The organism is Pseudescherichia sp. (assembly GCF_031987975.1).
Taxonomy (GTDB): Bacteria; Pseudomonadota; Gammaproteobacteria; order Enterobacterales; family Enterobacteriaceae; genus Pseudescherichia.
This window is the reverse complement of sequence record NZ_DALZYX010000009.1, coordinates 78,212-103,714: the sequence shown is the minus strand read 5'-3', so window position 1 is coordinate 103,714 and position 25,503 is coordinate 78,212. Positions and strand designations below refer to the sequence as shown.

At 54.4% G+C, this 25,503-nt stretch carries 21 protein-coding genes and 1 tRNA gene; 9 read left to right on the top strand and 13 right to left on the bottom strand.

Features of this window, described 5'->3' with window-relative positions:
- The first annotated feature begins 111 nt into the window (after positions 1–111).
- Together RTN40_RS16800 and RTN40_RS16795 are read left to right on the top strand one after the other, a co-directional pair.
- Positions 112–588, top strand: a complete 477-nt coding sequence (locus RTN40_RS16800; protein ID WP_409418539.1) for a hypothetical protein — start codon at positions 112–114, stop codon at positions 586–588.
- A 134-nt stretch (positions 589–722) separates the two neighbouring features.
- Positions 723–1,175: a YhcH/YjgK/YiaL family protein gene (locus tag RTN40_RS16795; RefSeq protein WP_312229468.1), complete on the top strand. Its 453-nt coding sequence runs from the start codon at positions 723–725 to the stop codon at positions 1,173–1,175.
- Between the two features lie 45 nt (positions 1,176–1,220).
- Here RTN40_RS16795 and argF read toward each other — a convergent pair whose 3' ends face one another.
- Entirely contained in the window at positions 1,221–2,225 is a 1,005-nt protein-coding gene (gene argF, locus RTN40_RS16790; RefSeq protein WP_312229467.1) for an ornithine carbamoyltransferase, read from the bottom strand.
- Entirely contained in the window at positions 2,195–2,269 is a 75-nt protein-coding gene (locus RTN40_RS21030; RefSeq protein WP_409418538.1) for a hypothetical protein, read from the bottom strand. The genes argF and RTN40_RS21030 overlap by 31 nt, the downstream gene beginning before the upstream one ends.
- Before the next feature lie 120 nt (positions 2,270–2,389).
- On the opposite strand from RTN40_RS21030, the gene rraB reads away from it, so the two are divergent.
- Positions 2,390–2,812 (top strand): ribonuclease E inhibitor RraB, encoded by a 423-nt coding sequence (gene rraB / locus RTN40_RS16785; protein ID WP_312229466.1) that lies wholly within the window; start codon positions 2,390–2,392, stop codon positions 2,810–2,812.
- 65 nt (positions 2,813–2,877) lie between these two features.
- Positions 2,878–3,636 carry a tRNA isopentenyl-2-thiomethyl-A-37 hydroxylase MiaE gene (miaE, locus tag RTN40_RS16780; RefSeq protein ID WP_312229465.1) on the top strand — a complete coding sequence of 253 codons (759 nt, stop codon included), beginning with the start codon at positions 2,878–2,880 and terminating at the stop codon, positions 3,634–3,636.
- Between the two features lies 1 nt (position 3,637).
- On the opposite strand, the gene RTN40_RS16775 is transcribed toward miaE, so the two are convergent.
- The 4 genes from RTN40_RS16775 to pepA all read right to left on the bottom strand — a co-directional run bounded on the left by RTN40_RS16775 (position 3,638) and on the right by pepA (position 9,095).
- A complete protein-coding gene (locus tag RTN40_RS16775; RefSeq protein ID WP_312229464.1) occupies positions 3,638–4,144 on the bottom strand; it encodes a GNAT family N-acetyltransferase in 507 nt (168 codons plus the stop codon).
- A gap of 56 nt (positions 4,145–4,200) precedes the next feature.
- A complete protein-coding gene (locus RTN40_RS16770; protein ID WP_312229463.1) occupies positions 4,201–7,056 on the bottom strand; it encodes a valine--tRNA ligase in 2,856 nt (951 codons plus the stop codon).
- On the bottom strand, positions 7,056–7,499 hold the full coding sequence (holC, locus tag RTN40_RS16765) for a DNA polymerase III subunit chi (protein WP_312229462.1): 444 nt from the start codon (positions 7,497–7,499) through the stop codon (positions 7,056–7,058). The genes RTN40_RS16770 and holC overlap by 1 nt, the downstream gene beginning before the upstream one ends.
- Before the next feature lie 84 nt (positions 7,500–7,583).
- Positions 7,584–9,095 carry a leucyl aminopeptidase gene (gene pepA / locus RTN40_RS16760; protein ID WP_312229461.1) on the bottom strand — a complete coding sequence of 504 codons (1,512 nt, stop codon included), beginning with the start codon at positions 9,093–9,095 and terminating at the stop codon, positions 7,584–7,586.
- Between the two features lie 256 nt (positions 9,096–9,351).
- Here pepA and lptF point away from each other — a divergent pair, with 256 nt between their 5' ends.
- The 3 genes from lptF to RTN40_RS16745 all read left to right on the top strand — a co-directional run bounded on the left by lptF (position 9,352) and on the right by RTN40_RS16745 (position 13,286).
- Positions 9,352–10,452: an LPS export ABC transporter permease LptF gene (lptF, locus tag RTN40_RS16755; RefSeq protein WP_312229460.1), complete on the top strand. Its 1,101-nt coding sequence runs from the start codon at positions 9,352–9,354 to the stop codon at positions 10,450–10,452.
- Positions 10,452–11,534: an LPS export ABC transporter permease LptG gene (gene lptG / locus RTN40_RS16750; protein ID WP_312229459.1), complete on the top strand. Its 1,083-nt coding sequence runs from the start codon at positions 10,452–10,454 to the stop codon at positions 11,532–11,534. Before lptF ends, lptG begins: the two co-directional genes overlap by 1 nt.
- A gap of 108 nt (positions 11,535–11,642) precedes the next feature.
- Positions 11,643–13,286, top strand: coding sequence for a dihydroxyacetone kinase subunit DhaK (locus RTN40_RS16745; protein ID WP_312229458.1), 1,644 nt, complete (start codon positions 11,643–11,645; stop codon positions 13,284–13,286).
- 43 nt (positions 13,287–13,329) lie between these two features.
- On the opposite strand, the gene RTN40_RS16740 is transcribed toward RTN40_RS16745, so the two are convergent.
- From RTN40_RS16740 to RTN40_RS16730, 3 genes are all read right to left on the bottom strand, one after another.
- Positions 13,330–14,349 carry an NAD(P)-dependent alcohol dehydrogenase gene (locus RTN40_RS16740; protein WP_312229457.1) on the bottom strand — a complete coding sequence of 340 codons (1,020 nt, stop codon included), beginning with the start codon at positions 14,347–14,349 and terminating at the stop codon, positions 13,330–13,332.
- A gap of 85 nt (positions 14,350–14,434) precedes the next feature.
- The gene (locus RTN40_RS16735; protein WP_312229456.1) at positions 14,435–15,022 is read right to left on the bottom strand and encodes a class I SAM-dependent methyltransferase; all 588 of its coding nucleotides are present in this window, start codon (positions 15,020–15,022) and stop codon (positions 14,435–14,437) included.
- A complete protein-coding gene (locus RTN40_RS16730; protein ID WP_312229455.1) occupies positions 15,019–16,044 on the bottom strand; it encodes an HNH endonuclease domain-containing protein in 1,026 nt (341 codons plus the stop codon). The genes RTN40_RS16735 and RTN40_RS16730 overlap by 4 nt, the downstream gene beginning before the upstream one ends.
- A 241-nt stretch (positions 16,045–16,285) precedes the next feature.
- Here RTN40_RS16730 and RTN40_RS16725 point away from each other — a divergent pair.
- Both RTN40_RS16725 and RTN40_RS16720 read left to right on the top strand, forming a co-directional pair.
- Positions 16,286–16,370: transfer RNA gene (locus RTN40_RS16725), tRNA-Leu, on the top strand.
- A gap of 186 nt (positions 16,371–16,556) precedes the next feature.
- The gene (locus RTN40_RS16720; RefSeq protein ID WP_312229454.1) at positions 16,557–17,816 is read left to right on the top strand and encodes a phage integrase central domain-containing protein; all 1,260 of its coding nucleotides are present in this window, start codon (positions 16,557–16,559) and stop codon (positions 17,814–17,816) included.
- Positions 17,817–18,060: 244 nt separating this feature from the next.
- Here the strand turns inward: RTN40_RS16720 and RTN40_RS16715 are convergent, their stop codons facing one another.
- The 4 genes from RTN40_RS16715 to drmA are packed head-to-tail and all read right to left on the bottom strand — an operon-like array spanning position 18,061 to position 25,488.
- Positions 18,061–18,840 carry an HNH endonuclease gene (locus RTN40_RS16715; RefSeq protein ID WP_312229541.1) on the bottom strand — a complete coding sequence of 260 codons (780 nt, stop codon included), beginning with the start codon at positions 18,838–18,840 and terminating at the stop codon, positions 18,061–18,063.
- A 48-nt stretch (positions 18,841–18,888) separates the two neighbouring features.
- Complete coding sequence (drmC, locus tag RTN40_RS16710; RefSeq protein WP_161544355.1) at positions 18,889–19,650, bottom strand: DISARM system phospholipase D-like protein DrmC; 762 nt, start codon at positions 19,648–19,650, stop codon at positions 18,889–18,891.
- A gap of 1 nt (position 19,651) precedes the next feature.
- Complete coding sequence (drmB, locus tag RTN40_RS16705) at positions 19,652–21,511, bottom strand: DUF1998 domain-containing protein (protein ID WP_161544354.1); 1,860 nt, start codon at positions 21,509–21,511, stop codon at positions 19,652–19,654.
- Positions 21,512–21,513: 2 nt separating this feature from the next.
- Complete coding sequence (gene drmA, locus RTN40_RS16700) at positions 21,514–25,488, bottom strand: DISARM system helicase DrmA (protein ID WP_312229453.1); 3,975 nt, start codon at positions 25,486–25,488, stop codon at positions 21,514–21,516.
- Positions 25,489–25,503 lie beyond the last annotated feature (15 nt).

The following is a 25,503-nucleotide window of genomic DNA, read 5'->3' as shown; positions in this document are numbered from 1 at the left end:
GTTGGGCTATGCCTGGCCATGTTAGTGGTCTTCTTTGTTTCAGTGCTGGCCGGGTTTGCCAATTAAACGATTTAAAAAGGATCGAAAGATATGAAAAAAGCTATTACGCCGATGCGTTTTGATCGCGTGACGTTAGGCCTGTGTGTCACTGGTCTGGCCGTCGGTATGGCGCTGACGCTTACCAGCTGTCAGTCCTCTGCCTCCCGCATGGCTGAATGTGAAGCGCAGGGCATCTCCCGCGATACCTGTTATCTGTCGGAACAGAATCGTAAGCAGAGCATCAATGCGGTTGCAGAGAAGCAGGCCATGGAGAACGCCGCTAATGCCGTGCAGCATGCGCAGGCAGCTCATCAGGCACCGGCAGAGTACAAACCCGGTAACCTGAAGCCGATTAACGTCAAAGCCCACGGTATCGAATTTAAGCGCAGCCGGGATGGCTTTGCCTACATCAACGGTAGCCTTGCCGCTAACGATGAAAACAATGCCGACGCCTCAGTCTATTCGGCAGGACTGTACACGGTCATCGTGTATAAGACGGGAAAAATTAACGCGATGAAAGAGGGGCAGTATGTAGGGCGCTTAAAGTAACGGACAATCGCCTGAGTTAATGAATACGCTTTTATGCGCTACCGCAAGGCTTCGGCAAAAAGCAGTGGTAGGGTAGCCAAAATTCTCGTATAAACGTTAAAAATGAAACAATGTTTTATATTGAGGGGTTACGTATGATCACAGGCAACATCCACAACCTTCAGTCCTGGCTGCCGCAGGAGCTGGCCCAGGCCATTGAGTACGTCAAACAGCACGTTAACGATGCGACGCCGACGGGCAAGCACGATATCGACGGCTCATGCCTCTTTTTCCTGCTCTCGGAAGATATGACCGAGCCGTTTGCCAAACGCCGCGCGGAGTACCACGCTCGCTATCTGGATATTCAGATCGTATTGAAAGGTCAGGAGGGAATGACCTACAGCACCCTGCCTGCCGGTACGCCGGACACTGACTGGCTGGCGGATAAAGACATCGCGTTCCTGCCGGAAGGGGAGCAGGAGAAGACCGTGGTGCTCAGCGAAGGGGATTTCGTGGTCTTCTATCCGGGCGAGGTGCATAAGCCGCTGTGCGCGGTGGGCAATCCGGCCCAGGTGCGTAAGGTAGTGGTGAAGCTGCTGGTGAAATAGAGAATACGCCGGGCGGCGGCATTCGCCTTGCCCGGCGTACATAGATTACTCGGCGAGGGTGGCGACCATCACCGCTTTGATAGTGTGCATGCGATTTTCTGCCTGGTCGAACACGATGCTGTTCGGCGACTCAAACACCTCGTCGGTCACCTCCATGCCGCCGTGCAGACCAAATTCCTCTGCCATCTGCTTGCCGAGCGTGGTCTGGTCGTCGTGGAAGGCGGGCAGGCAGTGCAGGAACTTCACCTGCGGGTTGCCGGTCAGGGCCAGCATCTGGCTGTTCACCTGATAGCCGCGCAGCAGCGCGATGCGCTCGGCCCACTTCTCTTTGGCTTCGCCCATCGATACCCAGACGTCGGTATAGATAAAGTCTGCGCCTTTCACCCCCTCGGCAATGTTCTCCGTTAGGGTGATCCTGCCGCCGTTCTGCTGTGCCAGCGCGCTGCACTCGGTTACCAGGCTCGCTTCTGGCCAGCAGGCCTCGGGGGCTACCAGACGCAGATCCAGCCCCACCAGCGCGGCGGCCTCCAGCATGGAGTTGCCCATGTTGTTGCGCGCGTCGCCGGCATAGACCAGCGTCATCTCGTTAAGGGCCTTGCCCGGCAGATGCTCCTGCATGGTCAGCAGATCCGCCAGCAGCTGCGTCGGATGAAACTCGTTGGTTAAGCCGTTCCACACCGGCACGCCAGCAAACTCAGCCAGCGCCTCGACGATCTCCTGGCCGTGGCCGCGATACTGAATGCCGTCATACATGCGGCCCAGCACGCGGGCGGTATCCTTAATTGACTCTTTATGCCCGATCTGGCTCCCGCTCGGCCCCAACCAGGTCACGCGAGCACCCTGGTCGTAGGCGGCAACTTCGAAAGAGCACCGGGTGCGGGTAGAGTCTTTTTCGAAGATGAGCGCGATGTTTTTGCCAACCAGCTTCGGAACTTCAGTCCCTTGTTTTTTATCTTTTTTAAGTTGGGCGGCGAGCTGGAGCAGGGCGTGAATTTCGGCAGGGGTAAAGTCGAGCAGTTTTAAAAAGTGTTTTTGGTAGAACGCAGACATGTTTCCCTCACATGGCTCAGGCCAATTATTGAATTAAAATTCACTTTATATGTCTAAATATTCATTTGCAAGCCTGTTTAACAAATCTTTTCCGCCAGGAGTGGAGGCATTGGCAACGGTATGTGAAAATAAGAGTATCTGCCGCACATTATGAGGAACAAGCTATGGCAAACCCGGAATTACTCGAAGAGCAGCGTGAAGAGACCCGTTTGATTATTGAAGAGCTGCTGGATGACGGTAGCGATCCTGATGCGCTCTACACCATCGAGCACCATCTCTCCGCTGACGATTTTGAAACGCTGGAGAAAGTGGCGGTAGAGGCGTTCAAACTGGGTTATGAAGTGACCGAGCCGGAAGAGCTGGAAGTGGAAGAGGGCGACACGGTGATCTGCTGCGACATTCTGAGCGAGTGCGCGCTGAATGCCGATCTGATCGACGCCCAGGTCGAGCAGCTGATGACTCTGGCAGAGAAGTTTGAAGTTGAATACGACGGCTGGGGCACCTACTACGAAGATCCCAATGGCGAAGAGGGCGAGGATGACGACGAGGATTACGTTGACGAAGATGATGACGGTACTCGCCACTAAGCAATTACGTAACAGGCTTTGATTGTTCGTGCGGCAGCGCCCGCTGCCGCACTGCAAGGAACTCCATGGACTACGCTCAAATACTCTCCCCGATACGCCATTTCCTGCACTGTCCAACGCCTCAGGCGTGGATCGACAAAGCCCGCGATCCGGCTAACCTTCCTCTGCTGCTGACCGACCATATGGTGTGCGAGCTTAAGGCCGCGCAAACGGCGATGCTGCTGGTACGCAAATACGTAGCGGACAAGAGCGGCGGCGATACGCTGCTTGAGTGGCTTAAGCCCTACGAGGCTTTTACCTTCCGTGAGGGACCGGAGCCGGACTTTGTCGCTCTTCACAAGCAGATTGGTAAAAGCGTGATGCCGCAGACTGACGATCCCTGGGGCCGCCAGCTGATCGACAGCATGGTGCTGCTGATTAAAGAGGAGCTGCATCATTTCTGGCAGGTGCGCGAGGCGATGGCAGCGCGAAATATTCCCTACGTCAAAATTACCGCCAGCCGCTACGCCAAAGGGATGCTAAAGGAGGTGCGGACCCACGAGCCGCTAACGCTGATTGATAAGCTGATCTGCGGGGCGTATATCGAGGCCCGCTCCTGCGAGCGCTTTGCTGCTTTAGCGCCCTTTCTGGAAGAGGACTTGCAGAAGTTCTATCTGTCGCTGCTGCGATCCGAGGCACGCCACTATGAGGACTACCTGAAGCTGGCCCAGGCGATATCACCTCAGGATATTACTCCCCGGGTGCGCTTTTTTGGTGAGGTGGAGGCAGCGCTGATTGCTACCCCCGACAGCGAGTTTCGTTTTCACAGCGGCGTTCCGGCCTGATTCAGGCCAGCGCTTTGAGCATCCGCACTTCACAATCGACGTGCCCGGTACAGCCCAGCGGCCCGTCGATGTGTTCAAATCCCAGATGCTCGTAGAGGCCAATCGCCTCCTTCAGGAAGGCAGTGGTCTCCAGATAGCAGCGGGTAAAACCCTGCGCACGAGCGTGATCCAGCGCGGCAAGCGCGAGCTTTTTCGCCATCCCTTTGCCGCGTACGGCGGGCAGGAAGTACATCTTTTGCAGTTCACAGATATCCGGTTCACTGCACTGGAGTGGCGCGATGCCGCCACCGCCCACTACCTGTCCATCCTGCTCAATCACCCAGTAGGCATGGTCCGGCTGGCTGTAGAGGGCATATAGCTCATCAAGATTAGGATCGGCCACGGTATAGCCTTTATCGGCGGTCAGGCCATACTCCGCTGAAACCTGGCGGATAACGGCGGCGATAGCCGCATTGTCTTCAGGCGTGATGCGGCGCATGTGCAGTTGAGTGGCAGTTGCAACATTCATGGTGAGGCTCTTTGTTGAGAAGTGCCCCTTACCAGAGAGGTAAGGGGCGGACGCGATTACAGCGCGCTGATAACGCCCTGCTGCTCGACCAGTTTGGTTTTCGCTTCGGCCAGGCTGCTCAGACGCTCACGCTCTTTGGCAACGACCGCTTCCGGCGCGCGCGCCACAAAGCCTTCGTTACCCAGTTTGCTCTCGATACGACCGATCTCTGCTTCAACCTTAGCAACTTCTTTCGCCAGACGCTCCAGCTCGGCGGCTTTGTCGATCAGGCCAGCCATCGGGATCAGCAGCTCTGCGCCGTCGATGATCTTGGTCACGGAGACCGGACCTTTATCATCGGCAGGCAGCAGGGTGATGCTCTCCAGGCGCGCCAGGGTCTGCAGGAAGCTGCGGTTATCGTTCACACGACGTGCCGCATCGCTGCTGCAGCCGCGCAGCAGCAGCGCCAGCGGTTTAGCCGGGGAGAGATTCATCTCGGCGCGGATGTTACGCACCGCGACAATCGCCTGCTTCAGCCACTCGGTATCCGCTACCGCTGCGTCATCAGCCTGTGCCGCATCGAACGCCGGGAACGGTTGCAGCATGATAGTGTCAGCGGTGTTACCGGTAAGCACCTTCACGCGCTGCCAGATGGTTTCGGTAATGAACGGAATAATCGGGTGCGCCAGGCGCAGCAGACCTTCCAGCACCGTAACCAGGGTGTTGCGCGTGCCGCGCAGCTCGGCTTCAGAGCCACCGTTCATCACCGGCTTGGTCAGCTCCAGATACCAGTCACAGAACTGGTTCCAGGTGAACTCATACAGGATGCCCGCGGCAATATCGAAGCGGTAGCTGTCCAGCGCTTCACGGAAGGCTTTCACCGTCTGGTTGAACTCGGCACGGATCCAGCGATCCGCCAGGGAGAAGGTCATCTCGCCGCCGTTGAAGCCGCAATCCTGCTCTTCGGTGTTCATCAGCACAAAGCGGCTGGCGTTCCACAGCTTGTTACAGAAGTTACGGTAGCCTTCCAGGCGCTTCATGTCCCAGTTGATGTCACGGCCGGTAGAGGCCAGCGCCGCCAGGGTAAAGCGCAGGGCGTCGGTGCCGTGCGGCTCGATACCGTTCGGGAACTGCTTCTCGGTGCGCTTGGCAATCTTCTCTGCCAGCTGCGGCTGCATCATGTTGCCGGTACGCTTCTCCAGCAGATCCGCAAGGGAGATACCGTCCACCATATCCAGCGGATCGATAACGTTGCCCTTGGATTTGGACATCTTCTGGCCTTCGTCGTCGCGGATCAGACCGGTCATGTAGATGGTTTTGAACGGGATCTGCGGCTTGCCGTCTTCATCTTTGATGAAGTGCATGGTCATCATGATCATGCGGGCGATCCAGAAGAAGATGATGTCGAAGCCGGAAACCATCACGCTGGTCGGGTGGAACTGGCGCAGGGCGTCGGTGTTCTCCGGCCAGCCGAGGGTTGAGAAGGTCCACAGCGCGGAGGAGAACCAGGTGTCCAGCACGTCTTCGTCCTGGCGCAGGGCGACGTCGGCGCTCAGGTTGTTCTCCTGACGCACTTCCTCTTCCGTACGGCCAACAAAGACGTTGCCTTCGCTGTCGTACCAGGCCGGGATGCGGTGACCCCACCACAGCTGACGGGAGATACACCAGTCCTGAATATCGCGCATCCAGGAGAAGTACATGTTCTCATACTGCTTCGGCACGAACTGAATGTCGCCGTTCTCAACCGCTTCCACAGCCGGTTTTGCCAGCACGTCAGCGCGGACGTACCACTGGTCGGTCAGCATTGGTTCGATCACTACGCCGCCACGGTCGCCGTACGGTACGGTCAGGTCGTGGGGTTTTACCTCTTCCAGCAGGCCGAGAGCATCAACGGCAGCCACCACCGCTTTACGGGCAGCAAAGCGCTCCAGGTTCTGGAACTCTGCCGGGATCTCGCTGGAGTAAACGGCGGATTCGTTACCTTTGGTATCGAACACCTCTGCACTTTCACGAATATCGCCGTCAAAGGTCAGGATGTTGATCATCGGTAGGGCGTGACGACGGCCCACTTCGTAGTCGTTAAAGTCGTGCGCCGGGGTGATCTTCACGCAGCCGGTGCCTTTCTCCATGTCGGCGTGCTCGTCGCCCACAATCGGAATACGACGGTTAACCAGCGGCAGCACCACGAATTTGCCAATCAGGTCTTTATAGCGCGGATCTTCCGGGTTCACCGCGACGCCGGTATCCCCCAGCAGGGTCTCCGGACGGGTGGTCGCCACCACCAGGTAATCTTTACCGTCGGCAGTTTTTGCGCCATCGGCCAGCGGGTAGCGGATGTGCCACATAGAACCTTTCGATTCGCGGTTCTCTACTTCCAGGTCGGAAATCGCGGTGCGCAGCTTCGGATCCCAGTTTACCAGGCGCTTGCCACGGTAGATCAGATCTTCTTTATAGAGGCGAACGAACACCTCTTTCACGGCGTTGGAGAGGCCTTCATCCATGGTGAAGCGCTCGCGCTCCCAGTCCACGGAGTTGCCGAGACGGCGCATCTGGCGGGTGATGGTGCCGCCGGACTCTGCCTTCCACTGCCAGATTTTATCGATGAAGGCGTCGCGACCGTAGTCGTGGCGGGTTTTTCCCTCTTCAGCGGCAATCTTACGCTCCACTACCATCTGGGTGGCGATACCGGCATGGTCCGTACCGGCCTGCCACAGGGTGTTTTTGCCCTGCATGCGCTGGTAGCGGATCATGGTATCCATGATGGTCTGCTGGAAGGCGTGGCCCATATGCAAACTGCCGGTCACGTTCGGCGGCGGGATCATGATGCAGAAGCTCTCCTGGCTCTCATCGCCATTCGGTTTGAAGTAGCCCTGCTGCTCCCAGTGCTCGTAAAGCGGCTGTTCGATATCTTGGGGGTTATATGTCTTTTCCATTATTTCCAGGTTGCCGTGTTCAGGTTGAAACCAGCCAGGCGATAGGCTTTATAGCGTTCGCGAGCCAGTTGTTTCAGAGTTTCTTCGTGAGGAACGAAGTCTATCACTTCTGTGAAAGCGGTGGCAAAATCTGCAAAGTTTACCCGCAGGCTGATCAGCAGATCGCGCGGGCTGCTGTTTCGTTTTTGCGGCCAGGCGATCTCCACCGGCGCACCGCCGCGCGGCCCTTCGCCCGCCAGATTATGCGGCACAAAGCTCTCCGCCGGACGCGCCCACAGGGCCTCGTCGAGGCGAATCGCCTGCTTTTCATCTTCGCAGGCGATCAGAATACGCTTGCCTGCGCGCCAACGTTCTGCGGCAATCTCACACACCAGTTGTTCAACGGCGCTTAAGCCATCCTGCTGCGTGTCATTGTCCAGAAGGTAGAACGTTGCATTCTTCATATATGGGGCTTCTTGTGGTCACTTTAAATGCGAAGCCGGGTGGCGCTACGCTTACCCGGCCTACGATTTACTGCTGTATTACGCTTACTCTTCGCCGTTAAACCCGGCGCGGTTCAGCAGGAACTGCGACAGCAGGGCGACAGGGCGGCCGGTTGCGCCTTTGGCTTTGCCGGAGCGCCATGCAGTACCGGCGATGTCGAGGTGCGCCCAGTTGTACTTCCGGGTAAAGCGCGACAGGAAGCAGCCCGCGGTGATCGCTCCACCCGGACGCCCGCCGATGTTTGCCATATCGGCAAAGTTGGACTCCAGCTGCTCGTAGTACTCGTCGCCCAGCGGCAGACGCCATGCGCGATCTCCCGCCTGCTCGGATGCGCCGATCAGCTCGTGTGCCAGCGGGTTGTGGTTCGACATCAGGCCGGTGATGTGGTGGCCGAGGGCAATCACGCATGCCCCGGTCAGGGTGGCGATGTCGATCACCAGCTCCGGATCGAAGCGCTCAACGTAGGTCAGGACGTCGCACAGCACCAGACGCCCTTCGGCATCGGTGTTCAGCACTTCCACGGTCTGGCCGGACATGGTAGTCAGGACGTCCCCTGGACGGAAGGCGCGGCCACCGGGCATGTTCTCACAGCCCGCCAGCACGCCGACCACATTCAGCGGCAGCTTCAGCTCGGCCACCATGCGCATCACGCCGTACACCGCCGCCGCGCCGCACATGTCGTACTTCATCTCATCCATGCCTTCGGCTGGCTTGATGGAGATGCCGCCGGAGTCAAAGGTCAGCCCTTTACCCACCAGCACAATCGGACGCGCGTCGGCATCAGTGCTGCCCTTGTATTCGATGACCGACATCAAGGATTCGTTCTGCGAACCCTGGCCCACCGCCAGGTAGGAGTGCATCCCCAGCTCGCGCATCTGCTGCTCGCCGATCACCCGGGTGGTGATGTTCTCGCTGTTAGAGTCCGCCAGCTGACGCGCCTGCGACGCGAGGTAGCCCGCGTTACAGATATTGGGCGGCATGTTGCTGAGATCTTTCGCCGCCTTAATGCCGCAGGCGATCGCCAGACCGTGCTGGATTGCACGCTCGCCGCTGGTCAGCTCCCGGCGGGTCGGCACGTTGAAGACCATCTTGCGCAGCGGACGACGCGGCTCGGATTTGTTGGTTTTCAGCTGATCGAAGCTGTAAAGCGTCTCTTTCGCCGTCTCTACCGCCTGGCGCACTTTCCAGTAGGTGTTGCGTCCTTTAACGTGCAGTTCGGTCAGGAAGCAGACCGCCTCCATCGAGCCAGTATCATTCAGCGTATTAATGGTTTTCTGAATAACCTGCTTGTACTGGCGCTCGTCCAGCTCACGCTCTTTCCCGCAGCCAATCAGTAAAATGCGCTCTGACAGGACGTTAGGAACATGGTGCAGCAACAACGTCTGTCCCGGCTTGCCTTCCAGCTCTCCACGGCGCAGCAGCGCGCTAATGTAGCCGTCGCTGATCTTATCGAGCTGCTCGGCGATAGGGGAGAGTCGGCGCGGTTCAAACACGCCAACCACGATGCAGGCACTCCGCTGTTTCTCCGGGCTACCGCTTTTTACACTGAACTCCATGCACTACGCTCCTGAATCTTAAAGACAACAGCCGGGGCTACGGATAGAATTGCAAGCTTTCGTAACTCATGTCCGCTGTTGCGGTGACTTCGTGTTAATCTTAGTTCGACACGTCAGAACATATCCTGAAACGTGCATCCGCTGAGTTTCTTATATCTTAGCGATGCTTTCGACGACTCAAGAGAATAAATGACGTTTAAGCCATGAAACAAGCGATTTTCCTGCAAAAAGACGGGTTTTTACGGGCGTATTTATAGTGATAATCATAAGATATCTGGTTCGGGAGACGCTAAAAAGTCAACTTGCGATCCTATTCATCCTGCTTCTGATCTTCTTCTGTCAGAAGCTGGTGCGGATCCTCGGTGCAGCCGTTGACGGTGATATCCCGACAAATCTGGTGCTCTCCTTACTGGGGCTGGGCGTACCTGAGATGGCGCAGCTGATCCTGCCGCTTAGCCTCTTCCTTGGGCTGCTGATGACCTTCGGCAAGCTCTACACCGACAGTGAGATCACGGTGATGCACGCCTGCGGCCTGAGCAAGGCCGTGCTGGTGAAGGCCGCGATGGTGCTGGTCATCTTCACCGGTATTCTCGCTGCCGTAAACGTGATGTGGGCCGGGCCGTGGTCCTCTCGTCATCAGGACGAGGTGCTGGCGGAAGCCAAAGCCAACCCTGGCATGGCGGCGCTGGCCCAGGGCCAGTTCCAGCAGGCCACTGACGGCAACTCGGTGCTGTTTATCGAAAGCGTCAGCGGCAGCGACTTCAACGAGGTCTTCCTCGCGCAGCTGCGGCCTAAAGGCAATGCCCGCCCATCGGTGGTGGTTGCCGACTCCGGCCAGCTGTCGCAGCGCAAAGACGGCTCGCAGGTGGTGACCCTGACGAAAGGAACGCGCTTTGAAGGCACCGCGCTGCTGCGCGACTTCCGCATTACCGACTTCCAGGACTACCAGGCGATTATCGGCCATCAGGCGGTGGCGCTGGATCCGGACGATACCGAGCAGATGGACATGCGTACTCTGATGCGCACCGACACGCCGCGGGCGAGCGCAGAGCTGCACTGGCGTCTAACGCTCATCTTTGCGGTATTTGTGATGGCACTGATGGTCGTACCGCTCAGCGTGGTCAACCCGCGCCAGGGCCGCGTGCTCTCCATGCTGCCAGCGATGCTGCTCTATCTGGTCTTCTTCCTGGTGCAGACTTCGCTGAAGTCTAACGGCGGCAAGGGCAAGCTCGATCCGATGATCTGGATGTGGGCAGTCAACCTGTTCTATCTGGCGCTGGCGGTTGCGCTCAACCTGTGGGATACGGTGCCGATGCGCCGGATACGCGCCCGTTTTGTGCGTAAAGGAGCGTTATAATGCAGGCTTTTGGCGTACTCGATCGCTATATCGGTAAGACCATCTTCACCACCATCATGATGACGCTGTTCATGCTGGTCTCCCTCTCCGGAATCATTAAGTTTGTCGATCAGCTTAAACGTGCCGGACAGGGGAGCTATGACGCGATGGGCGCGGGGATGTATACCGTGCTCAGCATTCCAAAAGATATTCAGATCTTCTTCCCGATGGCGGCCCTGCTGGGCGCGCTGCTGGGTTTAGGGATGCTGGCCCAGCGCAGCGAGCTGGTGGTCATGCAGGCCTCCGGCTTTACCCGTTTCCAGGTGGCGCTGTCGGTAATGAAGACGGCGATCCCACTGGTGCTGCTGACGATGGCCATCGGCGAGTGGGTTGCTCCCCAGGGTGAGCAGATGGCGCGTAACTACCGTGCCCAGGCGATCTACGGCGGTGCGATGCTCTCTACCCAGCAGGGACTGTGGGCTAAAGATGGCAACAGCTTTGTCTACATCCAGCAGGTCTCCGGCAACAACGAGCTGAACGGCGTGAGCATCTACAGCTTCAACGACCAGCGTCGCCTGCAGTCGGTGCGCTATGCGGCGCATGCGGCGTTTGATGAGCAGCAGAAGGTCTGGAAGCTGTCGCAGGTAGACGAGTCTAATCTTCAGGATCCGAAGCAGATCACCGGCTCCCAGACGGTAAGCGGCACCTGGAAGACCAACCTGACGCCGGACAAGCTGGGCGTGGTGGCGCTGGAGCCGGACGCGCTCTCCATCAGCGGCCTGCGCGACTATGTGAAGTATCTGAAGTCAACCGGGCAGGACTCTGGCCGCTACCAGCTCAATATGTGGAGTAAAATCTTCCAGCCGCTGTCGGTTGCGGTAATGATGCTGATGGCGCTGTCGTTCATCTTTGGCCCGCTGCGCAGCGTGCCGATGGGCGTGCGCGTGGTGACCGGGATCAGCTTTGGCTTCGTCTTCTACGTGCTGGACCAGATCTTCGGCCCGCTGACGCTGGTTTACGGTATCCCGCCGGTTATCGGTGCGCTGCTGCCGAGCGCCTCGTTCTTTGCCATCAGCGTCTGGCTGATGATGCGTCGGGCGTAATCTCACCTCCCCCCGCTCTTTTTAGGCGGGGGAAATTGCGCTTTCATACTTTGCGCTTCGTCACACCGTCTATGCTTTCCTTACGATTAATTAACCGTTCGGGAAGCTATGTCCAAATTTTTCTTCAACGACCGCAAGCAGCTGGTCAATGATGCCATCGAAGGCTTAATTATCTCCGCACCGCACGCTAACCTGGTGCGTCTGGATATCGATCCCGCTATCCGCATCGTCGCGCGGGGCGACTGGGATAAAGGCCGCGTGGCAGTCATCTCCGGCGGCGGCTCCGGCCACGAGCCAGCCCACGCCGGCTTCGTTGGCAAAGGGATGCTCACCGCCGCCGTCTGCGGGGACGTCTTCGCCTCCCCCAGCGTTGATGCCGTGCTTAACGCCATCGTTGCCGTCACCGGCGATCGCGGCTGCCTGCTGATCGTCAAAAACTACACCGGGGACCGCCTCAACTTCGGCCTCGCGGCGGAGAAAGCCAAACGCCACGGCCTGAAGGTTGAGATGGTGATCGTCGCCGACGACATCGCCCTGCCGGATAACAAGCAGCCGCGCGGCATCGCCGGGACGGCGCTGGTGCATAAGATCGCAGGCTACGCCGCCGAGCAGGGTAAATCCCTTGGTGAGGTGCGGGCGATAGCTCAACAGGCCAGCGACAGCGTCTGGAGCCTCGGGCTGGCAATGGAGACCTGCAACCTGCCGGGCAGTGGTGAAGAGGAGGAGAACCGCATCCAGCGCGGCAAGGTCGAACTGGGCCTCGGCATCCACGGCGAACCGGGGGCCAGCACCGTTGACAGCCACAACAGCAAAACCCTCATTGATACCCTCGTCGAGCCGCTGAAGGCGCAGGCGGGTAACGATCGCGTGGCGGTGCTGATCAACAACCTCGGCGGCGTCTCGGCGCTGGAGATGGCTCTGCTCACCAAAGAGCTGGCGCACTCGGCGCTGAAGGATCAGATTGCTTACCTCATCGGCCCCGCGCCGCTGGTCAGCTCCCTGGATATGAAAGGCTTTTCGCTCTCGCTGCTGCGCCTCAACGATGAGTTTGAGCGCGCCCTCAAGGCAGACGTCGAGACCGTCGGCTGGCAAAAACCGGTGGCCTTCGCCCCGGTGCGCACGGTTAAGCACAACGCGATTAACACCGGCATCGAGACCCAGCCCTCCGACAACCCGGAGGTTAGCGCCAGGGTCAAAGCCGCTACCGAGACGCTGATTAGCCTCGAGAACCGGCTCAACGCGCTGGATGCCAAAGTTGGCGACGGCGACACCGGCTCGACCTTTGCCGAAGGGGCGCGGGATATCGCCCAGCAGCTTGAGCAGGGTAAGCTCCCGCTGGACAACAGCGCCCAGCTCTTCCAGCTCATCGGTGAGCGATTGGCGACGGTGATGGGCGGCTCCAGCGGGGTACTGATGTCGATATTCTTCACCGCTGCCGGGCAAGCCATTCACGACGGGGCCAGCATCGCCGATGCGTTGCTGAAAGGCCTCAAGCAGATGAAACACTACGGTGGGGCGGATCTGGGTGACCGGACGCTGATCGACGCGCTACAGCCTGCCCTGGAGGCGTTGCAGAGCCAGGGTCTCAGCGCTGCGGTAGCAGCAGCCAAAGAGGGGGCGGAGAGCACCGCTAAGATGCAGAAAGCGGGGGCGGGGCGCTCGTCGTACGTTAACAGCGACAACCTGACGGGCGTCACCGATCCGGGTGCAGTAGCGGTAGCCGAAGTCTTTGCCGCCCTGGCGAAGGAATAAGGTTTATGGCCCGGCGTACTAAGCGCCGCCGGGCGTTTACGATTTAAAAATCCGCCTTCAACACCACGCGATAGCGAGCCTTGCCGTCACGAACGTGCTGCAGGGCCTCGTTGATCTGCGACATCGGGAACATCTCGGTCTGCGGGGCAACCTTGCTGCGACCAGCAAAGCGCAGCAGCTTGCGCAGCTCGTATGGCGTGCCGGTTGCTGAACCGGAGATGCTGCGGTCACCACCGATCAGGGTGAAGGCCGGAACCGGGAGCGGCTTCAGCACCGCGCCGACGGTATGGAAGTTACCGCCGTGGGCCAGCGCCTCGAAGTAGGGCTGCCAGTCGAGATCGACGTTAACGGTGTTGATAATCAGATCGAACTGGCCCGCCAGGGCTTTTAACGCCTCTGGATCGCGGCTGTTCACCACCTTATCCGCGCCGAACCGCAGCACCTCCTGCTCCTTCGCCGGGTTAGAGCTGAACGCCGTCACCTCGCAGCCCATAGCGTGCAGCAGCTTGATGGCGATATGACCCAGCCCGCCGATACCGATTACCCCGACTCGGCTGGTGGCGGTGATGTGGTGCATCAGCAGCGGTTTAAATACCGTGATGCCGCCGCAGAGCATCGGCCCGGCGGATTCAATATCGATGCTGTCCGGAAGCGGGATCACCCACTGCCAGTCGGCACGCAGCTTGTCAGCAAAGCCGCCGTGGTTAAGGATGGTCGGCGTCGCGCCTTCCAGACAGTTGATCTGGTTGCCGCTGATACAGGCATCGCAGTGGCCACAGCTACGCGCCGTCCAGCCGATACCCACACGCTGGCCTACCTTCAGACCCTTGTCCTGCGCCGCACTGCCCAGCGCCACTACGCGACCAATCACCTCATGTCCGGCGATCAGCGGATACTGGGACATGCCCCACTCATTGTCGATCATCGACAGGTCAGAGTGGCAGATCCCGCAGTAGTCTACCTGTACCTCAACGTCCCCCGCCTGCAGTTCGCCAGGATCGTACTCGTATAACTCCAGTTCGCTCCCAGCTTCTTTGGCGGCATAGCTTTTTATTGTGCTCATTGTGGTTTCCTCAGGTTCAGCGTTGAGTAGGAAGTGTAGAGCATGGGGTAGGGCGGCGCATGGGCGGAAGGTGCGAGATGGAAGTCTATTCAGACAGATGCTTACGCAGCAGCGCGTTCAGCCAGACCTCGTCGCGATCGGGACGTTTGTCCTGGGTCGTCCACTGCTCAACGATGCTCACCTGCGGCAGAGCTGATACCAGTGTTTGCAGGCCAGCCTCATTCAGATCGGTAAAATGGCGACCCTCTTTTTCCCGCTCGCTGGTGCCGTATTTAAACGACAGATACCAGACGCCGCCAGGCTTCAGGGCGCGGGCGAGACGATGCATCGCCTCGGACAGCTCGGCTTGGGGAAGGTGCAGCAGCGAGGCGCAGCACCAGATCCCGTCGTAGCGCTCTACAGCTTCCAGCGCGTTGAACGTCATCTGCTGAACCGGCAACCCGGTATAGGCCGTGGCAAGCTCCACCATCTCCGCCGAGGCGTCAAAGGCTTCCACCCGATAGCCCAGCGTGCTGAACGCTTTGGCATCGCGCCCAGAGCCACATCCTGCATCCAGTACGCATCCGCCAAGAGTAACAAGATGCAGGAAAGGCGCGTAGAGGGAGGACATATCCACCTCTACCGTCGCGTCAAAAAACGTCTGCGCGTTGCGCTGGTAATACGCCATCGTCATCTGAACATCACCTCTCCGGCAGCGACCGGCTGCCAGGTGTGGAACCGGCAGGCCAGAGCGGCGTTCCAGCGATCGTTTAAGAACATCCGCCGCACTGGCTCGCTCTTGCCGGTCTGGTTAATGATCGCCTCATGCAGCGGCAGCCTGCTATTAATAAAATACTCGTTGCGGGCATGGAGACGATAGAGCAGATCGAGGGCTGGAACTTGCGCGAACTTGCCATTCTCCCCCCGGTTGCAGGTCTGACAGGCCAGCACCAGGTTCCAGACGCCGTTGAGGTTCATGCCTGGCATCTCCTTCTGGGCAACCAGCGGGATAAAGTGATCTACATCGGCCAGCAGCGGATGCCCGGACTCCAGACTTATCGGCGCATTGCAGTAGAAGCAGTGCCCCTTTTGATAGCCGTTCAGGCTGTTGCGGCAGCTGGTGAGCGAGATGCGATAGCTGTTGAGCTGGGTGAAGAGGGTTTCACTTCCAGCGTCGTAATGTACGTCCAGCAGCTGCGGAGGCAGATCCATCTCCCAGGCCTTCTCAACCAGCCGCCAGCGGGCGTCGGTTTCATGCACCAGGTTGTGGAACTGCTGGGTCTCGGTCAGGCGGTAGAACTCATCCGTCAGACGGATGCCCTTGTGCTCCCGACGTTCGTTGATGAAGAACTGCTTCTCCAGCGGCCCGCCGTTGACATTGTGGAAGGCATCCAGCACTACCGAGAAGCCATAGCGAACCGTCATTCGGTACAGCTCATCCTCGTCAATCTCACCGAGGTTGTATTGCAGGCAGGCGGTAATCAGCTTGCCGGGTTTTTTGTCGTTGAGGATCTGCCGGGGGGCATTTTTCAGGTGCTCGCAGATGTGCCTGCTGAACGGCACGGCCAGATCGTCGAGCTTAACCAGGGTGTCGCTGCGATCGACATCATACAGGGCATGGGCCAAGGCGAACTTGTAGGTGGCAAAGTTGTTGCCAAAGAGGATCACGCCGCGCCAGTAATTCTCCAGCGTGGGATCGACCTGATAGAAGCGCATGCCTGCATCCTGATCTCTGTTGATGGGGTAACCCCAGGGGGTAACAGAATCAAATAACAATCAGGCGGTAATGTAAACCTCGGATTGTGTTGCAGGTTTTTGCGAGCAAGGGCGAGAGGATGGAAAAGAAGGGAAGGGGGCGGTGGTTTTTTATGCGGTTAGCGCTGGAGGCGGGAAGGGGAGCTTGCATGCCGATCCGCAACGGGTATAATGCATCCGCTATCTGTACATCCCCTTCAGTGCCGGAGTGGCGAAATCGGTAGACGCAGTTGATTCAAAATCAACCGTAGAAATACGTGCCGGTTCGAGTCCGGCCTTCGGCACCATCGGAACATCAATAGACGTCAACGGACGTCTTTTTTTGTGCCTAAAATCCAGTATTTAACCATCATTCCCGATATATTAACTCTCTCAAGGTCAACCGACTTCAACATACATCTACCAACAGATGTTGGTACAGATGATGGTATTTCCGGTTCGATAATGCTTGTAACAACAGGGAGGGGATAAGCATGGCGTTAACAGATATCAAGGTCAGAACAGCCAAGCCAACGGATAAGCAATATAAGCTGACCGATAGCAACGGTATGCATCTTCTCGTCCACCCAAATGGTTCAAGATACTGGCGTCTGCAGTACCGCTTTGGCGGAAAGCAAAAGATGCTGGCTTTAGGCGTATATCCTGAAGTTTCTCTTGCAGATGCCAGAGCTCGTCGCGATGAAGCTCGTAAGTTGTTGGCAAACAGCATCGATCCGGGAGATAAAAAGAAAAATGATAAGGTTGAGCTGGAAGAAGCGCGTACTTTCGAACAGCTCGCTATTGAGTGGCATGCCACAAATAAAAAGTGGTCGGAAGAACATAGCCGACGTGTGCTGAAAAGCCTGGAAGACAATCTCTTTCCTGCCATTGGCAAACGTAATATTGCCGAACTAAAAACGCGAGACCTGTTAGCCCCTATTAAAGCTGTAGAACTTTCGGGGAGGCTAGAAGTGGCTTCCCGGCTACAACAGCGAACTACTGCAATTATGAGATATGCCGTTCAGAGTGGTTTACTTGATTACAATCCTGCACAGGAAATGGTTGGTGCTGTTGCTTCAAGTAACAGGCAGCATAGACCTGCATTGGAGTTGAAACGTACCCCTGAACTGCTTCAACGTATTGACAGCTATACAGGCAGGCCACTAACTCGCCTTGCTGTTGAGCTAACTCTCTTGGTCTTTATCCGCTCCAGTGAACTACGTTTTGCCCGTTGGTCTGAGATCGATTTTGAAACATCGATGTGGACGATTCCTGCCGAGCGAGAAGCTATTGAGGGAGTAAAGCACTCACAGCGAGGTTCTAAAATGCGTACCCCTCATCTGGTTCCACTTTCCCGACAAGCTCTGGCGCTTCTTGAGCAGATAAAAATGTTCAGCGGTGATCATGAACTGATCTTTATTGGTGATCATAACCCTCGTAAACCGATGAGTGAAAACACAGTTAACAAGTCATTGCGAGTAATGGGATATGACACACAGGTTGAAGTGTGCGGCCACGGTTTCAGGACCATGGCATGTAGTTCGTTGATTGAGTCAGGATTGTGGTCGAGGGATGCAGTCGAACGGCAGATGAGCCATATGGAGCGTAACTCTGTGCGGGCTGCTTATATCCATAAGGCCGAGCATCTTGATGAGCGCAAACTGATGCTGCAATGGTGGGCTGATTTTCTGGATGTTAATCGGGAAGGGGTAGTGAGTCCGTTTGATTTTGCGAAAATTAATTCAGGGAAATAGATAAGCCTTATTGAGTATAGTATTTGCAACATACGACATAGTGTTGCTGGCGATCTATCTCCAAGAGGACCTTTGATAAAAAATGTCAGTAAAGCAGGCATCTGAACATGAGGATGGTTGGATGTCTGCTTTAAGCTTCACTGAATAGATTAACCAATACTCAATTTCATCTATTTACATACTTCAGGAAGCATGCTTTTAATTGGCGTGTTTTTGTGCAACTGTTCCCACGAAAATAATATCATCATCTTAATATATTTTCTCGATGCCATTTTAGATAGTGATGATGCTGTTCCGAGAATGGTGGGATATTTTCAGGTAGGTTTAGTTGTGTTTTTACTTCAAAATCAAGTTCGGTGCTAATTAGGATGTACCCATTATTACTAAATGACAGCCATCCTTGGTCAAAAAGAGCATCAATATGAGCTGCCAACATTATTCCATTATAAGGATCCAGTCGCTCATGACCATTCTGACACGCGGCCCAAGGCTTAATATGGCTAGCCCTTAATAGCGGTTGAAAAGAAATACCAGTTATAGGGCAGGCAGGGAACAGTTTAAGGCATTTTTTCCTGAATTCACCTTGTCCAAGCCTTGAAGCGACTAATCGTTCTTTCATCGTTTCATCCAGACTTTTATCTTGTTGAATAGGTAATATATCAGCCAGTTCTTGTTCTGAAGAGGTTATCGACAGCCAAGATAAAATTTTTTGTTCAATAAGTGACTCTGGTAGTTTGTTCATTTTGTTCATAACAATCTGAGCAGACAACGGGAGCTCGCTAGGAGAACCATCAGCATTCCGCCAGCCTGTGCGTACATCACTTAGCCAAGAATCAAAACGATCACGGTGGTTTTTTAGACTGTTATAAAATTCAATTCTCGTCTTACCTGCACCAAATGTTGAATAAAATAGTGATATTGCTGCTTTCCATGTATCAACATCCAGAGCTTCAGGAGGCTTTTTTTTTCCATACTTAGCGAGATACCAAGCTACTTCTAATAGTCCATTTTCAGATGCATTCAATTTTTTATCCTTAGTACGAAGATTCATTTTTATATCAAGCTGAATAAATTAAATCAGACTAATGATATTTGTGTTTATAAGAGAGTACAGATGATCACTAAGTGCTTCTGGAATCCCTCCGCCTGTAATAAGTACTCCTGCTTCAATATTTCTCTCCATAGCATACCCAGTTAGATTTGCGCTTGTAATAAAACAAGTGTGACCATCGGCAACAATTACTTTCGCATGCACGCGACCTTCTGAAAATTCATTGTTTTTATCATTCCAAGCGTAAATATGTGCGCCAGGTATAAGCGCCTGCATCTTACCGATTATATCAATATTGATACTGCCACCATGCTCTTGTGAAGATTCCAGCAACATTGTAATGGTAACGCCACGCTTTATAGCTATGTTCAATTCATTCACAATACTCGACACATCATAGGCAACAAAGCTGGTAATAAATAAAGACTGTTTTGCAGCATTAATTATTTGTAGCAGTACTTGTTCTGTACGGCGAACAGATACAAAAGGTGTCGTTGGGCCAGTCCATACAAGTTCAGTACTTTGCTCAGAGCTAACTTTAAAGTAAACATGGCTTGCAGCGAGAAGCATAGATGCTAGTTCATCTGAACTGACCATTGTGTTTTGCCATGCAATTGCTAGTCTCTCAATAGCGTTACTTGCCTTGGGAGTTCCTACTGCACTTGGCAGTACCAGCAGAGCCTTGCAGGCTTCAGTCCGTCGAATTCGGGTAGCGATCGCTTGTACCTTTTCAGGAGAAACCAGACAAACTAGAACGTTAACAGCATCTAAGAGTTCATCCATGTTAAAAACCCTTAAAAAATGCAGAGTGAATACGCTCAAGTGTTGGTATTAATAGCGATCGATCCAAATAGCGATTGCCTTGCTCACAGGAGGTTTCCGCTACCAGGCTACATGCATGGCAGGCCGCGGCATGTAACGACCGATCTTTCTCCGGGTTATGTTCAGAACATAGTGGGTCAGAAGAACAGATCTTAGAACGATTTAATGCTTGTACCAGTAGGCGACCAAGATTCTCTGGCTTACCAAGATCCACAAGGCCTCCCAGCGTGCCATCAGAATCAGCTGCTGCTGTGTAGATCAAGATACCAGCTTGTGGACTACCGTTTGAGGTATCAGCATAGATACGTTCGCGAATACTTGCTGCGTTATATCCACATTCCAGAGCTAGTTCACGGATCAACAAATGAGATAGGGTATGCAGCATGGCATATCGGATACCTGGGTAATCTTCATTCGGATCGAGATTACGAGAGTTGCGCCAACCGGTATGCCCACCACGAAGCATCTCGTCTACTTGCTTGACGGCATCCAGTGATTCCCAAGCTACAAGAGCCTTTTCATCGAATTGGATGAAGATACCTTCCCCATGCACCTGGTTAGCTGGCACCCATTCAGGTTTATTGCGAGCTAAGCTAGCCATCTGAGGACGTTCATTTATCTCTCCGGATCCTTCTGGTGCCTCTACTCGAGTAAAACCAAGCAGAGCATTAACCTCTCGTAGTCGTTCAAGTAATAATACACGGCTGATGTACGGTATGAATTGTGCTGGGGTTCCGATCTTCTTACTCATGAAGTGTGGATAATCCGTGGGAGGGTTGGCCTCCGTCAGCACTTCCCATTCTGGACCTTTGATATCGGCTTCACCGACAAATTCGCTATCGCCACCAGAACGATGCATTTCGATGGCTGACCAGATGTCTGACACGCTATATTTGTCGATTCCAGGGAGACTACTAGTTAGCTTGAGTGTTTGCACAACGATGGGAACCATGACTTCAGCTGTAATTGCTTCAAAGAACGGCCATCCGTCTTGAATCAGCTGACTGAGAGGATTCTTTGATTGGGGTATGGCCAATGCAGAAAGTGTGATCGGAAACCAGCTGTTTGTTGCTCCTAGCAGAACGGCCCGTGGTTCTTCACCGCAGTCAATGTCGAATTGATCCAAATGTGGGTGTCGACCTCGACAAGCTGGAAGGTTTTCTTTACCTGCTTTGCCGAAGGCATGGGCCATGCTTCGTGACGCCTCACAGCTATCACACCGTACCCACAGGTTTTCGGTTTGTAAGGATGCACCACTCTCAAAGAAGCGCAGTGTCCCTTTGCATGTACTATTACCACCATGGACAAAGTAGTGCCAGGGAAAGTCATCTAAGTGACCGTCACGACAGGCTAGCAGAAAACGTGCAGGAACGGCATCAGCATCCTTTGCTGGTAAATTCCCTTTAGAACCTGTACAGCCTTTGTGAACAAAGCGAGTTCGTTCGGCTCTGAACCGATCCTCTTTGATCTCAAGCAGACCATCATCAAAGGGCGATAGCAATCCACACTTTACACAGCGCATCCAGCGGGGAAAAGGCCGAACAGGTACACCTATGTTGGCCTCGGCTGACCAAGGGTCGACGAGCTCGCTTTTTTGAAAGGGTGGCATTCGCAAATTTTCGACTTGTGGGCCTAATACCTTCCGCACAGCAGCAAGAAGCCGGGCCTCTTGAATTGGCTGGCAGCGCTCTCGCTCCCACCGGTCAATACCGAGTGTCACTACTGATAGGCTTGGTAGATCGATTAGCGCGCCAGGCCCATAAGTCCATAGCAATTGGCTAGGGCGTACTTCGCCGACTGGAGTTTTGTTATTGATGATCATATTCAATCCTCGTCTTTCGTTGCAGGACGAGGTTTCCAATCGTGATCGTCCTTGATAAATTTGGTGTCCATAATCAGGCGTACACCAGACTCAACTTCTCGCATTGACATAGGTACAGTCCAGTTGTCCCAAGCCTGAAGCCCAGGTGATTTGATCAACGCCACAGTCTTGTCTTTATCAGGACCTCTCTTTTCATATCCCAAAATTCGGCCGCCTTTACTGGCCTCTTTGGCCCATTCGTCTGCACGCTCTTTCAGTTCATTTTCAGCTAACAGCTTACGTGCATTGTCTTCTGCGACATTGCCTGCACGAGTCGCTAAAACTTCAATTGCATGAGTGAGTTCACTCTGGTTTGACATATCCAATTTACCCGCACCTTCATTCGGGCTGAACTCGTTATTCTTCAGGCGCATAAGACTTAGTAACGACCCCGTCAAACCACGATCCATTGCACGTGGAGAGAATGGCGTTACCGATTGTGCCTCAACATGCTTGTAGAAGGTGGCGTGGTAATGTTCGAATGTTTCGTAGTGAGAGAGGTCACGCGGTCGGGCCCAAGTAAGTACGGTGCAGACTAGGCCAGGGAATGAACGTCCAACACGACTAGTAGCCTGAATATACTCGGCAGTTCCCTTAGGTTGTCCATTCACTGCCATCAAGCCGAGTCTATTCACATCGACTCCCACTGACAGCATATTGGTTGCCAGGACCACGTCAATAGCCCGAGTATCACCTTCCCGCCACTTCGTCACGTATTTACCTGCAGAGCTATCAAACTCGGCCTTAAACTTGACCTCAAGATTGTCGAGGTATTTTGGGATGTCCTGGCTAGATACGCGAGAAGTCAATTCGCGAATGTTGTTGACACTACGTTGTGCCAATGCAGGCCGTTCCACCATGCTCATTTGCACGCGATAGGAACGAGTCTGTACATCATCTTCTGCCAATCGCTTCATCCCGCCTAGTTCACGCAGCGAGTTGAAGTAGCCGACCATAGTCATATAAGGATCAGCAGGTTCACCGAAGTGGTCAAATAGCTCCTGTGCCGCAGTTAAGAAAGCGGTATAGACTCGAATAAGCATTGCTGGGCGCGAGCTACCGGGTGAGCAGACTCCCAGATAACGTCGCCCAAATTTATCCTTTATGTGGCGTTGAACTGAGAAGAAGTTGTCTTCCACATCTAGTCCATGTGGTGGGAATACCGAAACTTGGCGCATAAATACATTATTTACTTGCTCTTTGGCTTTGCGCACCGTCGCCGTTGAGGCGATGATTTTCGGTTTGACCGTTTTTCCGTTGAGCGTCCAGCTACACAGCTCGTCGACTGCAGTTTCATACAAACCTACCATGGTACCCAGTGGCCCACTTATCAGGTGGAACTCATCCTGGATAATTAAATCAGGCGGTCGGATAGGGGGGATGGCTTTCACTTTAGCGGAAGGTTGTCCTTTGAAAGCTTGGTGGTTTCCGGTGCAATTGGCCCCAGGCCAGAGTAAACCGTGCCGCTCACATTCTTTTTCAACTCGGCCAAAAAGAGTCCGCACTTGGCCACGCCATGCCATCATGGCGAACTTATCCACTGTGGCAATCATCATTGTCGGAGGACGATGGTAGATTTCTTCATCTACTACCAGTACTGGTATTCCTGGGTGTGGTTGCGTGCTGGATTTTCCCTTGGAAAATTCGCAGCGTCCTTTTTTGTCACCACAATAGACAAACGTTCGGCCGCCAGCTTTATCCTTTTTAACTTCGACATCTTGCCCAGGAACGATTTCGGTACCACACCATGGACAGCTGGTTAGTTGGACGGGGGAGGCTGTTCCTGCATTATAACTACCCGGATTACGTGTTTTTTCGATAGCATTATGGCTATCTTCAGTCGTTCCCGGAGTCACTTTATTGCCGACCCATAGGCCAATAGTGAATGGCTCCGTTCCGAGGGATTTATCACCCTTATTTAGTGCTTCGCGTCGCAGCACTTCCATTGCACAAATAAGTGCTGTAGCACGCTGGAACTGTTGCAGTGTCAGTAAACGAAGGGTGTAGCGCATGATTACAGTCAAACCACGCGAGCTATCGTACCCGCCTAGATTGCCCTGCATACGTCGAATGGCCATGGTGAAGGCGGCTACACCCAGATAGGCTTCAGTCTTACCACCCCCGGTAGGAAACCACAGCAGGTCCGCATAAGCCTCAATAGGTTTGACTCGGTCTGGGTGACACGGATCCGCAAGGGATGGAATCGACAGCAACAGAAAAGCTAACTGGAATGGACGCCAGCTGCGGTTCTTAAGAACATCGAACTTATCTAGGGTAACGTCCTCGCCTCGGCGCATGGCAAGTGCATACAAGCTGCGTATGCGTTGCGTGGCCATCGCTTGATTGGCAAAACGGAAGGCCGCCAGAGCATTCTCATTAGACTTAAGTGTATTGATACCTTCTTGCAGGCGGGTATGGATCTCCTGACAACGATTTATGGCCGTTTGTGCTTGGGTATCGAAGCCCTTGGCCTTGCTGCTCACATTCAAGTTCTGTTCATCAATCCAGGTAGCGTAGTCATTAGTTAGCACACTCAAGGCATCAACTAATGGATCAATGTCCAAAGTGGCTAGTCGTTGCATATCAAGCAGACCACTACTTACCATTTCTCGCATAGCAGGACGATCGGATAGCTCAAGCCCAGGAGTCTCAGTTGCCTGAACCTCGTACTGTGGCATCACTGTAGTACGCACTTCTGTGGCTAGTGTGACGTCATCCGCTATTTCTGCATGAACTGCAACTCCATGACCCACGGCGAACTCAACACGATCTCGGTAGATCATCTCAAGTGCTTCGCGCTCTGGGTCCATACCATCTGCATCTAGTACCGGTCTGCGCCTAAAAATGGCAGGCTTGGCAGCATCTTTCGCTGCTCGAACGATCAGCTCTGGTTGAAACACCCATGCTGTATCACGGTTTGTATCCGGTTCTTCCTGCGCATTAACGAGGAAGAGTGTAATCAGCCGATCACCATTGTCATTTTTGGCTCGAATAGAGCCCTGCACTCTAACTTCCGGGGAGGCACTATCCGGAGCATTGTGTGAAATCGAGCCTTCGATCAGGGGGAGTACGATCTTGCCGCCACAAGGAATGCGTTTCCAAACCTTAGCTTTTTGCCCATTGGACTTAAAGAATTGATGTTCATCATTTGGCACACGCTCATATCGCCCCCAACACGCTTCGATCTCGATCCGATCGACGTCGCCATCCACGCAGAAAGTCATGCCGAGGCTACTGGGCACCAATGACTGATTGCTGGCTGCATCAATCTCTTCTGCCGTATCGGTTTCGCCGCTACCAAGGACTGAGGGAGAGTTCACCTTTGCAGTCTTCGCCTTGACGATCAGGTCTGGCTCTTCATCTTCAATATCTTCAGCATCAATAGGATACTCCTGCCCTCTTTCGGCTGCTTCACGTGGTGCTAGCTTGCCAACTAGGTAGCGGTCGCGTACACCCATATCGACGATGAGTTCATTAGGGCCACCAGCAGGGCCAAGCAAGTCGTCCATCACAGCCAATTGCAGCAGTTCGCGGATATAGGTTTGATCCCCGATTTTTGGTATTTCAGCAATATTCGTATTTAGTGCATTTGGGAGCATTTCAATGAATTCTTTCCATTGAATACGACCAGAACTTCCTTTTGCTGGTAGTGTGAGTGAGGTCATACCAACCGAAATAGATGGCTTGACGTGCAACATGCGATCGAAAAACAGCGTAGTACTTTCAAGATCGGAACGAATACGCAGAATGCGTCCGATTCGCGTGATATGGCCTGAGGTATCTAGAATCACGATCCAATCGTCATTTGAGATGCCTTGATTGAGTTCTCGCTCGCCTTTTAAGCACTGCGTATAGAGGGCTAAGGTCGGATCTTTCACTTGGGCACGGTCAATCGCGAACCATGCATTAGGTGATCTGGTTGGTTTATCATTTATCATTATTTCCCTCCATAC